Raw genomic sequence first — 12,642 nt, forward strand, 5'->3', positions numbered from 1 at the left:
AGGCGCGGCGGTTCGGCGTCCGTGCTCCGACCGCGCGAACTTTACTTCGTCGGCCCGTGCCCGCACGTATGGACGAACACGCCGACGGAGTCGGTGTTTCCGAACGACGTCTCGACGCCGTCGCCGACGCGGTCGACGCCGCCGACAGCGTCGTCGCCCTGACCGGCGCGGGCGTCTCGACGGCGTCGGGTATCCCGTCGTTTCGCGGCGAGGACGGCGTCTGGGATCGCTTCGACCCGATGGCCTTCCACCGGCGGCGACTCGACGCCGACCCGGAGGGGTTCTGGCGCGACCGACTCGACCTCCGAGAAGAGCTATACGGCGGCCGCGACCCGGAACCGAACGCGGCTCACGTCGCCCTCGCCGAGATGGAGGCGGCGGGCCACCTCGACGCCGTGCTCACGCAGAACGTCGACGGCCTCCACGACGACGCGGGGACCGGCCGCGTGGTCGAACTCCACGGGACCCACCGCAGGGTCCGCTGTGACGGCTGCGGGGACCGACTGCCCGCCGACGAGGCCTTCGACCGCGCCGCCGACGGCGAGGTGCCGCCCCGCTGTGACTGCGGGGGCGTCTACCGCCCCGACGTGGTGCTGTTCGGCGAAGCCCTGCCCGACGTGGCGATGGACGAGGCACAGCGACTCGCCCGCGAGAGCGACGTGTTCCTCGCCGTCGGGTCGTCGCTGTCGGTCAACCCGGCGGCGATGCTCCCCGACGTCGCCACCCAGTCGGACGCGACGCTCGCCGTCGTCAACTACGAGGAAACGCCGAAAGACGACGCCGCAGAATGGGTCCTCCGAGCGGACGTGACGGAAGTCCTGCCGGCGGTCGAATCGCGGCTGTGACCGCGCTCAGAGCTCGACGCCGCCGGGGATGAGACTCCGCTGGCGGAGCAGGCTGCCGTCGTGGTCGTAGACGAGCAGCGTCCGCTTCCCGTAGACCAGCGACTCGCCGTCGCTGTCGGTGAGTCTGACTTCGTACTGACCGTCGTCCTCGCGGCCCTCCGCGGCGCTGACGAGCGCCGTCACGTCGTCCGTGTCCGCGGACACTTCGAGGACGAACTCGCCGGTCAGGCGGTTCGTCAGCGAGAGGACGCCGCCGTCGCTGTCGGCCTGTCGGCGGAAGACGACGTCGATCTCGCCGGCGTCGAGCGTGCCGTCTGTCCCTGTCGTGAGGCGCTCTCGAAGGCCGTCCGCCGGGCCGTCGTAGTCGATACTGATGGTCGGAGTGCCGTCGTGGTCGCTCTCTACGTCGACGGTGAAGTGGTCGCGCCTCATTCGGCTACGTGACGGTTGGTAGTCCGTCGCAATGAACGTAACGGCGACGGCAGCACCGCAACGCTCTTATCACCGTCTTTCCGGTAGCTTTTACCCGGTGCCTGTCGGTGCTGGTGACAGGATGGCGTGGGTCAAATCCGAGTACGCTGGCGAACTTGCCGTTCTCTCGACGTGGCTGGTCGCGCTCGCGCCGTGGTCGGCCTCCGTCTTCGAGGTGTCGGGGCTGACCGTCGTCGCGCTTCGCTTTCTCCCCTTTCGCTTCCAGTTCATCTTCGGCGCGACGCTCCCGAACGAACGCCCGTTCCTCTGGGCGTGGCAGGTCGCCGACTTCCAGTCGGCCGCCGGGCTCTCGCTGGCCGGCGACCTCGGCTTCGCGGCCCTCGTCGTGTTCGCGTTCCCGTTCGCGCTCAGCCTCTACTACTACTTCGAGGAGGAGCGGGTGGCGGCGGCGCTGCCCGCCGACCCGGTTCGCCTGTTCGGCGGGTTGCTCGGACTGGTCGCCCTCCTCACGCTCGCGGCGACGGCGCTGTTCTTCCGCTATTTCCCCGGAACGACGCTCCCCGTCGGCGCTGCCGTCGCCGCCGTGCTCGCGTATCTGCTTCTCACCATCGACCGGACCTGAGTGGTATCCTCGCCGGCAGTCGGCGCGCGGTTTCACCAGTTAGCAACGAGTTCGAAGCGGCGCTGCGTCTGACCCTCGCCCACCCCGCGCGAAAAGGCGTGCTTTCGAGTTGAACCGACTGTTAGAGTACCAACCTGACGAGGGAGAAGAGGAAGAAGAAACCTGCGACGACAGTCATAATTCCGATTGTTAGCAGGTGAAGCGCGATTCCATCGGGGAAATCACCGTTGAGGGTAGAGATGAAACGAATCAGTAAGCGCACCTATCTAACGGCGGTGTCGGTAGAAACGGTGCCGAGTCAGTAGGATTTCGATAGAGCCAAAGAAGTGGAAGTTGATCGCTTGTAACTCGGGGACCCTCGTCAAGGAGGCCCCGACTGATTACCGCCCTCTCCCGCGGCTCGACGTTCGCGAAAGCGCTGGACGATCGGATATGCCAGCGAAATCAAACTCAAACCGAGGATTACCATCGTGAGCGGACTGTCGATGAAGATACTCAGTTCTCCGCCGGAGAGCTTCAGCGATCGGCGAAGGTTCACTTCTGCAATCGGTCCGAGTATCAACCCAAGCACCATCGGGGCCAGCGGGTAGTCCTCAACGCGCATGATATATCCGAGCACACCAGCTCCGATAGCAGTCCAGACATCTAGGGGGTTTCCTCGGAGTGCGTACGCACCAACCAGCGAGAGAATGAAGATGACGGGCCACAGGTACTTCGGCGGGAAGTCGATGATACGCGCCCAATAGCGTGCCCCCAAGAGACCAACAATTAGGATGACAATGTACACCAGAAAGAACCCAACGAAGACAGAGTAGACGAGTTCGGGCTCTTCCTGGAAGAGGTCGGGGCCAGGACGGATGCCATGAACCATTAGCGCTCCGATGAGAATTGCAGTCACGGAATCACCGGGTATCCCGAGCGTGAGCGTCGGTATCAATGCCCCGCCAGTCGAGGAATTGTTGCCGGATTCGGCGGCTGCTACCCCCCGAACGTCCCCTTCTCCAAACGTACCGTCGTCGAGCCACCGCTTCGACTCATTATACGTGACGAAGGAAGCGATGTCACCTCCCGCACCAGGGATTGCGCCAACGATGGTTCCTGCAACGCTTGACACCATCGAGAGCGGGAGGATTTTGGCGAGTGTCCCTTTGTCAGGCATCACATCCGAGATATCTTGACTAACTTCGTTGTCGCTCAGACTCGACTGATATCGGTACAATCCTTCAGCAATACCAAACAGGCCAATCATTACTGCGATGAACTGGATCCCGGATGTAAGTACCTCGTATCCGAACGTGAACCGCGGTGAGGCCATCACCGGATCTAGACCGACTGTCGCTAGAAACATCCCAAGCAAACCCGAGATGAGCCCTTTAATCAGCGAGTCTCCGCTCACACTGGCGATGATTGATAGGCCGAACACCGCCAACGCGAAGTATTCCGGTGAGGCAAACTCCAAAGCGAAGGCCGCAATCTGTGGAGACACGAACGTCAATAGCAAGACGCTTACTGCGCCACCGACGAACGAAGCAACCGTTGCAACGGAGATCGCCTGACCGGCTTTACCTTGTTTAGCCAGCGGAAATCCATCGAAGACAGTAGCGGCAGCACTAGGTGTCCCAGGAGTCCGGATGAGTATTGCCGGGATTGATCCCGCGTACAACGCGCCCCCGTAGATGCCAAGCAAAAGCATCATTCCGGGTATCGGATCCATCCCGAATGTAAACGATACTAACACCGCAACGGTCATCGTCGCTGTCATCCCTGGGAGCGAGCCCATAATGATACCGATGAGGACACCTGTGACTAGTAGGAGCAGTGTCATCGGCTCTGTCACAGCACCAGCAGCGCCTAACAGGTTCTCACCGAGGCTCATTAGAGGAGACCCCCTACACCGATAAAGAGAGAGACGAGACCACCGAGTCCAAGAGGGCCTTCCGGCAGCGGCACATGTAGAAAGCCCACAAAGACGTTCTGAAGAACGATACTGATTCCGACCGCGAGCGGTACTCCCACTTTGAGGTCACGCACTCCAGAATAATACATAACGATGGTCAAAAACGCGATAGTCGTAAGTAGAAAGCCCGTTATCGGGAGCACAATTGCGTATCCGATAAGAAACGCAACCGGGACACCGAACTGGACGAGATCGTCGGTGGTTACGGACTGTCTCTTTGAGTCCTGCGATACGATAGCGTTGACAAACTGGAGCACCGCAAGCAACGCAATGCCGCCAGCGATAAACCGCGGGAATAGTGCTGGCCCAGGGGTTCCAGCGACACCACTAGGAAAGTCGCTACTGACGATATACACACTCACGGCGAACGCTATGAGCAGTCCGGAAGCAACTTCGTCAGTCCGTGAGATACGTAGTTCCATCAGTTGCCGGATTACCCTTCGAGATTGAGGTTCGCAATTAGGTCTTCAAACTCCCCATACTGTTGACTCATGAACTGGTCGAATTCATCGGGGCTGCGGTATACAAGTCCGAAGCCGTTGTTATCCATGAACTCTTGGAAGGCGTCAGAGTCATAGACAGACTTGTAGGTGTCGTGAAGTGTGGAAACGGTCTCGTCGGAAGTCTGGGCCGGAACACCCAGTCCTCGCCAAGCACCGACAATGATGTCATAGCCCGCTTCTTGGAAAGTGGGCGTGTCAGGGAAGATGTCAACCGGTTCCTCGCCCATGACGCCAAGTACTTTGAGCGGTCCATCTTCCACTTGTGAAGCGACTTCCGCGGCGCTAGCCGTCGTAGCGTCGACTTCACCGTTGACGACCGCCGTGGTTGCTGGTGCACCACCATCATATCCGATATGATTGACCTGATCCGGGATACCGGCGGCTTGGGCGAATCGTGCAGCCGAGAGGTGCCAGATAGCACCGATACCAGAGTTCGATATCCGGACTTGTTCCTCACTATTCTTGGCGTGCTCAACGAACCCCTCGATCGTATCGTACGGTGCGTCTTCGTGAACAGTCAGCGAAGCGGGGTCGAAATTATACTGCATGACCGCTTTGAAATCCTCGGGAGTAATATCGGAAATGTCAAGATGCGAAATAGTACACACCTCGACAGTTAGGACACCGACTGTTGACCCATCTGGTTCGGCGTTGGCGATTCGCCGGAAGCCTGCGCTCCCACTACCGCCCGTCACATTGCTCACGTAATACGAGGAATCGGACTGTTCCTCGGCTAAAGAGGCCAACTTTCTGGCAGTCCGATCGGTTCCGCCGCCGGATGCCCATGGACAAATCATCTCGATCTCATTGGGGAGACTGCCGCCGCCACCGTTGCCCGACCCATCGGTTGCCGTACCGTCTCCGCTCTCATCCGTAGTTGTCGATCCGTCGCCGCCATCGCTGTCGCCTTGACAACCTGTTAGTGCGACGATGGACGCTGTTCCACCCACACTCTTGAGGAACTGCCTCCTTCGCTTGGGCTCTTCTAGCATAGACATCCATCATTATATATGGTCCATTTATAGTATTTTCCATTATTGACCTTAGGAGGTGCAGTATTATCTTAAATATCTGAGCTTTTCACCCATATATGTCGTTGGTAAATGATAAACAGCACAAAAAGTGGCGAGTGACTTTACAGATGATAAATAGTCGAATGAATTTGAACCAGCGAACTGATTAATGCGATAGCGGACACCGACGCCAAGTGGATTAAACTGACGGCCAGATGATAGCTGTCTGGAAGGCGAAAGACGTTCTCGCGAAACGTGGGATACCACTCGCTGAGTGTCCGCTATGATGTGCTATCAGCATGTGGCAGTGGTGTTCGAGAGATGGCTAACCAACAGACCGGAGCGATTAGTCTGATCGTTGACGATCCGTTGCGTTTCCATTACTCGTTATTTGTTGTACAGGAGGAGTTTCCAAAACTAGTCAGACGTACACATGCCCTGTTAGTGCGAAGAGATAGCGAGTTCGTCTTCGATACGTAGACTCCCTACATCGACCACACTAAGCGAGTATCCATCATCTGTCAGGGGTTTCAACAAAGCCAGTAGCAAAAGCGTCGAAGAACCAGCGCTCACCGATAGCCCCGCAATCCGAAAATGGGAATACGAAGACTGAGAACTGGCGAGCGAATTTTAAGTAGGTGGCTGCGAAATCGCAGGTAACCCGGGGGCATCGACGCCCCCGCCTTCCGCCACCGATGTCTGATTCCGACTCCCCCGACGCCGGCGACGCGCTGACCGACCCGCTGGACGCGATACAGGGGTGGCTCTCCCGAACGGCGACGCTGCTGTCCGGGTCGGCGGTGCCCGAATCGAACTACGATCCCGCCCGCCACGACAGTCTGGTGGCGTTCGACGGGCTGGCGGGGTACGAGGAAGTCGAGCGCTACTGGCTCAACGCACCCTTCGCGTTCGTCTCCATCAACCGCGACCCCGAGAGCGACGAGCATCGCTACCACGTCGTCGAGCCCTCGCTGACCGACGTCGAAGCCGAACTGCTGGACCGCCTCTTCGAGGACGTCCGCGGCCCGCTCATCTACCGCGAGGACGTCGAGGACGACCCCGAGGGCGCGCTCGCGGCGGAGGTGCGCCGCAGACTGGAAGAGTACGGCGTCGTCGTGGAGGCGGAGACGTTCTACCGCCTCTTTTACTACCTCTATCGCTCGTTTCTGGGCTACGGCCACATCGACCCGCTGCTGCACGACCCCGCGATCGAGGACATCTCCTGTGACGGACCGAACCTCCCGGTGTTCGTCTATCACGACGAGTACACCGACATCGCTTCGAGCGTCGTCTTCGACGAGACGGAACTGGACAACTTCGTCGTCCAACTCGCTCAGCGCTCGGGGCGGCACGTCTCCGTCTCCGACCCGGTCGTCTCGACGACGCTGCCCGACGGGTCGCGCATCGAACTCGCCCTCGGCGAGGAGGTCACCCCCCGCGGGTCCGCGTTCACGATCCGGCAGTACGCCGACGAGCCGTTCACCCCCATCGACCTGCTGAACTACGGGACGTTCTCGCTGGAGATGCTCGCGTATCTCTGGCTCGCCATCGAGTCCAACAAGTCGCTGGTCTTCGCCGGCGGGACGGCCGCGGGCAAGACCACCTCGATGAACGCGCTGGCGATGTTCATCCCGCCCCGGTCGAAGGTGCTGACCATCGAGGACACCCGCGAGCTGTCGCTGTACCACGACAACTGGCTCTCGTCGGTGACGCGAGAGCGACTGGACGACTCGGACATCACGATGTACGACCTCCTGCGGTCGGCGCTCCGCCACCGCCCGGAGTACATCGTCGTCGGCGAGGTCCGCGGCGAGGAGGCCATCACGCTGTTTCAGGCGATGAACACCGGACACACGACGTTCTCGACGATGCACGCCGACTCGGTACAGACGGTCATCAACCGACTGGAGAACGAGCCCATCAACGTCCCGCGCCCGATGGTCCAGAGCCTGGACATCCTCTGCGTGCAGGTGCTCGGGCGCTCGGGCGACGAGCGGGTCCGCCGGGCGAAGACGCTGGCCGAGATCGAAGGTATCGACCAGCGGACCGGCGAACTCGACTACTCGAACACGTACTCGTGGCAGCCGACCGAAGACCGCTTCGAGGAGCGCAACAGCGACCTCTTAGACGAGATTCGGGAAGAGCGAGGCTGGAAGCGCGCGGAGCTCCTCCGCGAGATGAACGACCGACAGCGCTTCCTCAGGTATCTCCAGCAGGAGGGCGTCGACGACTTCCGCCGGTTCACGGCGATGGTCAACAAGTACTACGCGGACAGGGACGAAGTCGTGGCCAGTATCGGGGACGACGTGACCGTCTGACATGGCGCTGAACCCGCTCGGGCTGGCACCGCTCGCCGTCGTCGTCGCGATCCTCGCGCTCGTCGGTCTCGGGATGGTCCACGAGGGGGTCGACGACCGACTGACGCGCCTCGCGCGCCGGCTGTTCGGCCGGTACGTCCGGGCATCGCCGGAACGCGAACGCCGGCTGGAAGCCGCCTACATCGGCCGAACCTATCGCGGCTACGCCGCGCGGACGCTCCTGTTCACGGGGCTGGCCGCCGTCGGCGGCGCGATCGCGGGGGCCTACACCGTCGGCGGGTTCCTCCTGTCGGTCCCGACGCTGGTCGAACTGTCGATGGGCCTGCCGCGGACGATAACCGGCGCGGTCGGGCTCGTCGGGTTCGAGCTGATCCTGAGTCCGACGCAGACGCTCGCCATCCTGATCGCTGGCGGTGTGCTCTTCGGCGTCCTCGTCGCGGCGTTGACCTACTCGATGCGGTGGGAGATGCCGAAGAGCACCGCGGAGGTGCGCCAGCGCAACATCGACGAGGGGATGGCCCGCACCATCGCGTTCATGTACGCGCTCTCCCGGGGCGGGATGGCGTTCCCGGCCGTGATGGGCGTCCTCGCTCGGAACGACGAGATCTACGGCGACACCGCCCGCGAGATCAGCGTCGCGGTCCGCGAGATGGACCTGTTCGGCCGGGACGTGATCACGGCGCTCGAACGCGTCTCCCGGCGGACGCCGAGCGAGCAGTTCAAGACGTTCTCGGAGAACCTCGGGAGCGTCCTCCAGAGCGGGCAGTCGCTCCCGACGTTCCTCCGCGACCAGTACGAGCGCCACCACGAGGAGGCCGAACAGCGGCAGGCCGACCTGTTGGAGTCGCTGGCCACCATCGCCGAGGGGTACGTCACCATCTTCGTCGCCGGGGTCCTGTTCCTCATCACCATACTGCTCGTGTTCGGCCTGACGACGGCCGATACGCTCGCGCTCCTCCAGTTGCTCGCCTACCTCGCTATCCCGCTGGGCAATCTGGGATTCATGGTCTTCTTAGGTCAGAAACTCGACTCGCTCGGCATCGGCGACTCCGGGACGAGCGACAGCTTCGACGACCACGAGACGGCGACGTTCGGCCGGCCGACCGCGACGCGGTCCCGAACCGGCCTCGCCGACGGCGGGGCCGTTCCCGGCGAACAGGCCACCGCGGCCCGCCTCCGGTTTTACGACCGACTGAGGTGGTTGAAGCGCGGACTTCGGTCGCCGATGCGGTCGCTGATCTGGCACCCCACGCGGGTTCTCTACGTGGCCGTTCCGGTCGCTCTCGTGCTCTTCGCCCTTCGCGCACCGGCCGCGTTCCAGACCGAGACGGTGAATATCAGACTCCTGGACGACCTCGTCGTGCAGTCCGTCCTCCTCGTCCTCGGTTCGTTCGCGGTCGTCCGCACCGTCTACGCCCGCCGCATCAGGCGTATCGAGGCGGCGACGCCGGAGCTGCTCGAACGGCTGGCGAGCCTCAACGAGGCGGGGATGACGTTCGTTGAGAGCCTCCGGCGCGTTCGCGAGAGCGACGTCGGCGTCCTCTCGACGGAACTCGACCGGATCTGGGCGGACATCAGCATGGGGGCCAACGCCGACGACGCCCTCGTCCGCTTCGGCCAGCGCATTCGGACGACGCCCATCTCTCGGGTCGTGGCGCTGCTGACCAACTCGATTCGGGCCTCCAGCGAACTCGGTCCGGTGTTGCGGATCGCCGCCTCGCAGTCCCGCGCCGACCGCCGGCTCCGGCGTCGCCGCCGACAGGAGATGCTCACCTATCTCGTCGTCATCTACGTCTCCTTTCTGGTGTTTCTGGTCATCATCGTCGCGGTACAGGAGGTGCTCGTGCCGAGTCTCCCCTCCTCCGTGCCGGTCCCGGAATCCTCGAACCGACTCGGCGTCGGCGTCGACCAGTTCGCGCGGCTCGGACGGGTCGACAAGGCGGCGTACACGCTGGTCTTCTTCCACACCGCGCTCGTGCAGGCGGTGCTGACCGGGTTCATCGGCGGGCAGTTGGGCGAGGGGACGCTCAGAGACGGCGCGAAACACGCGGCCGTTCTGCTCGGGGTCGCCTACGTCGCGTTCGTCCTGCTCTCCTCGCCCGTGGCGTCGATGACGGTGACGGAGCCGACCGCCGAGGGCGGCCAGCTGACCGTCGATCAGGCGTCGCTCTCGACCGGCGGATTCGTCGTCGTCCGCGCCGACGACGCCGACGGCGAGGTGCTCGGCGTCTCGGGCTATCTCGAACCCGGCTCGCACGACGACGTGACTATCCGGCTGGACGAGGTGCCGGCGGAGGGCCGGTCGGTCGTCCTCGTCGCGCATCGGGACACGAACGGCGACCAGCGGCTCGGCTACGACTTCCGGTCGCCGGGCGAACTCGACCGGCCGTACGCGGCGTCGGGTCGGCGCGACGCGGTGGCCGTCGAGGTGGAACTCGGCTGACGCTGGGTTTACGGTCACCTGTCCGGTAGGGACGGCTGATGGACTTCGCCGCCTTCGCCGACCGCGCCGCCACCATCGAAGCCGAGAGCGCCGATACGGATATCACCGAGTCCGTCACGGCGTTGCTCGCCGACGCGGACGAGGACCTCGACACGCTGGCTCGCTTCGCGCAGGGGCGGGTGTTTCCCGCCCACGCGTCGCGGACGCTCGATATCGGCCCGCGCCTCTGTTACGAGGCCATCGCGCGGGCCGCCGGACAGAACGTGAGCGGCGACGACGTGGAAGAGCGGTTGGCCGAACGGGGCGAGATCGGCGACGTGGCGGCGAGCTACGACTTCGGCGGTCAGCAGGGGTTGACCGCCTTCGGCGGGGGCAGCGGGAGCGACGCCCTCACCGTCGCGGGAGTCGACCGCGAGCTGTCGGACCTCGCGGCCGTCTCCGGCGACGGCAGCCAGGAGACGAAGGTCGACATGCTCTTCGGCCTGTTCAATCGCTGTGACGCCGAGGAGGCCCGCTACCTCGCCCGACTCGTCCTCTCGGAGATGCGCATCGGCGTCGGCGACGGCACCGTCCGGGACGCGATCGCGGACGCGTTCGACGTGCCGGTCGAAGCCGTCGAGCGCGCCCTGCAGGTCTCGAACGACTACGGCCACGTCGCAGAGGTGGCTCGCGACGAAGGGGAGGCCGGACTCGACGCCGTCGACCTCGAAGTCGGTCGGCCCGTGCAGGCCATGCTCGCACAGGCCGGCACCGTCAGCGACGCGCTGGAAGACTGGGAGGAAGCGGCCGTCGAGCGGAAGTACGACGGTGCTCGCGTGCAGGTCCACTTCGACGGGGAGTCGGCGACCCTCTTCTCGCGCAACATGGAGGACGTGACCGACCCGCTGCCCGAAGTCGTCGCCACCGTCGAGGAGTCGCTCGACGCGCCGGCCATCCTCGACGGCGAGGTGGTCGCCGTCGACGACGCGGGCGACCCGCTCCCCTTTCAGGAGGTGCTCCGCCGGTTCCGCCGGAAACACGACGTGGCGGCGGCCCGCGAGGACGTGACGGTTCGCCTCCACCTCTTCGACTGCCTGCACGCCGACGGCGAGGACTTACTGGACGCGCCGCTCCGGGAGCGCCACGCGACCCTCGACTCGATCGTTCCCGAGGAGACGGTCTCGGACCTGTGGCTCACCGACGACGCCGACGAGGTCGCCGATATCGAGGCCGCGGCCCTCGACGCGGGCCACGAGGGCATCATGCTGAAAGACCCCGAGGCGGCCTACACGCCGGGCAAGCGCGGGAAGAACTGGCGCAAGCGCAAACCCGACGTGGAGACGCTCGACTGCGTGGTGACCGGCGGCGAGTGGGGCGAGGGGCGGCGAGCGAACGTTTTCGGGACGTTCGAACTCTCGGTGCGGACCGACGACGGCTACGCGACGGTCGGCAACGTCGCCACCGGCCTCACCGACGAGGAACTGGACGACCTGACCGAGCGACTCGAACCCCACGTCACCGCGAGCGAGGGCCGCGACGTGACCTTCTCCCCGGAACTCGTCTTCGAGGTGGGCTACGAGGAGATCCAGTCCTCGACGAACTACGAGTCGGGCTACGCGCTCCGGTTCCCGCGTTTTCTCGCGGTTCGGGAGGACAAGTCGCCCGACGCCGCCGACTCGCTTGACCGCGTGACGCGGCTGGCCGAGAGCGAGTGAGCCGCTCGCCCGCGGAACGATTCCGCGACCAGTACGCGTATACCACCGCCGTCTGTACCCCGGAGTATGACCATCAGGCACGACGGCATCACGGCCGAGTGGCTCGGCTACGCGACGCTCCGACTGGAGGGCGAGGACACCGTGGTCTACCTCGATCCGGGTCGGTACGGCGTCCTCACCGGCGAGTGGGAGCCCGACACGCCCGGCGTCGGTCATCCGGCGACGCGCGACTACGCCCCGAACGACGGCGACGTGGTCTGTGTCACGCACGTCCACCACTACGACCCCGACGGCATCCGCCGCGTCGCGAAAGACGACGCGACGATCGTCGCCTTCGAAGGTATCAACGTTCGCGACTCCAGCCGCGACCTAGAGCGCCTCTCGGACCTCGATTACGACGTTCGAGAGGTGTCGATGGAGGACGAACTCGTCGTCGACGACGTCCCCGTCTGGACGGTCCCCGCGTACAACCGCGAAGACGGTCCGAACGTCGACGGTAACGGCGACCCGATTCACCCGAAGGGGTTCGGTTGCGGATTCTTGCTCTCCGTGGACGGCGTGCGGGTGTTCTGGACCGGCGACTCGGACGTCCTCCCGGGCCACTCCGAACTCGACGTCTCGCTGTTCGTCCCCTCTATCTCTCAGAGCTACACGATGGACCGCTACGACGCGGCCGAACTGGCCGAGGCGATGGACCCCGACCTCGTCCTCCCGATGCACTACAACACGTTCGGCTCGCTGGAGGCCGACGACGAGGCGTTCGCCGCCGACGTCGCCCGCCGTCGCGTTCCGGTCGTCTTAGACCGCGACTGAGC

General features: G+C 63.8%; 10 protein-coding genes. 6 read left to right on the top strand and 4 right to left on the bottom strand.

Going from position 1 to position 12,642, the window contains the following annotated elements; all coding sequences use genetic code 11:
* Positions 1-68 precede the first annotated feature (68 nt).
* Positions 69-845 carry an NAD-dependent protein deacylase gene (locus EGH23_RS03650; protein WP_220578657.1) on the top strand — a complete coding sequence of 259 codons (777 nt, stop codon included), beginning with the start codon at positions 69-71 and terminating at the stop codon, positions 843-845.
* A gap of 6 nt (positions 846-851) precedes the next feature.
* On the opposite strand, the gene EGH23_RS03655 is transcribed toward EGH23_RS03650, so the two are convergent.
* The gene (locus tag EGH23_RS03655; RefSeq protein ID WP_220578658.1) at positions 852-1,277 is read right to left on the bottom strand and encodes a DUF5793 family protein; all 426 of its coding nucleotides are present in this window, start codon (positions 1,275-1,277) and stop codon (positions 852-854) included.
* Between the two features lie 121 nt (positions 1,278-1,398).
* Between EGH23_RS03655 and EGH23_RS03660 the strand changes: the two genes are divergently transcribed.
* Positions 1,399-1,899, top strand: coding sequence for a TIGR04206 family protein (locus EGH23_RS03660; RefSeq protein WP_220578659.1), 501 nt, complete (start codon positions 1,399-1,401; stop codon positions 1,897-1,899).
* A 361-nt stretch (positions 1,900-2,260) separates the two neighbouring features.
* Here EGH23_RS03660 and EGH23_RS03665 read toward each other — a convergent pair whose 3' ends face one another.
* Genes EGH23_RS03665 through EGH23_RS03675 form a run of 3 tightly spaced genes read right to left on the bottom strand, consistent with a single transcriptional unit; the run spans position 2,261 to position 5,351 of the window.
* Positions 2,261-3,775 carry a tripartite tricarboxylate transporter permease gene (locus tag EGH23_RS03665; protein ID WP_220578660.1) on the bottom strand — a complete coding sequence of 505 codons (1,515 nt, stop codon included), beginning with the start codon at positions 3,773-3,775 and terminating at the stop codon, positions 2,261-2,263.
* Entirely contained in the window at positions 3,775-4,278 is a 504-nt protein-coding gene (locus tag EGH23_RS03670; protein WP_220578661.1) for a tripartite tricarboxylate transporter TctB family protein, read from the bottom strand. Before EGH23_RS03670 ends, EGH23_RS03665 begins: the two co-directional genes overlap by 1 nt.
* A gap of 11 nt (positions 4,279-4,289) precedes the next feature.
* A complete protein-coding gene (locus EGH23_RS03675; protein ID WP_220578662.1) occupies positions 4,290-5,351 on the bottom strand; it encodes a tripartite tricarboxylate transporter substrate binding protein in 1,062 nt (353 codons plus the stop codon).
* Positions 5,352-6,067: 716 nt separating this feature from the next.
* Between EGH23_RS03675 and EGH23_RS03680 the strand changes: the two genes are divergently transcribed.
* The 4 genes from EGH23_RS03680 (at position 6,068) to EGH23_RS03695 (ending at position 12,640) form a co-directional block, all read left to right on the top strand.
* The gene (locus tag EGH23_RS03680; protein ID WP_220578663.1) at positions 6,068-7,690 is read left to right on the top strand and encodes a type II/IV secretion system ATPase subunit; all 1,623 of its coding nucleotides are present in this window, start codon (positions 6,068-6,070) and stop codon (positions 7,688-7,690) included.
* A gap of 1 nt (position 7,691) precedes the next feature.
* The gene (locus tag EGH23_RS03685) at positions 7,692-10,133 is read left to right on the top strand and encodes a type II secretion system F family protein (protein WP_220578664.1); all 2,442 of its coding nucleotides are present in this window, start codon (positions 7,692-7,694) and stop codon (positions 10,131-10,133) included.
* 38 nt (positions 10,134-10,171) lie between these two features.
* Positions 10,172-11,827 carry an ATP-dependent DNA ligase LigA gene (gene ligA, locus EGH23_RS03690; protein WP_220578665.1) on the top strand — a complete coding sequence of 552 codons (1,656 nt, stop codon included), beginning with the start codon at positions 10,172-10,174 and terminating at the stop codon, positions 11,825-11,827.
* A gap of 66 nt (positions 11,828-11,893) precedes the next feature.
* The gene (locus EGH23_RS03695; protein WP_220578666.1) at positions 11,894-12,640 is read left to right on the top strand and encodes an MBL fold metallo-hydrolase; all 747 of its coding nucleotides are present in this window, start codon (positions 11,894-11,896) and stop codon (positions 12,638-12,640) included.
* The last annotated feature ends 2 nt before the right edge of the window (positions 12,641-12,642 follow it).

The organism is Haloarcula nitratireducens, assembly GCF_019599505.1.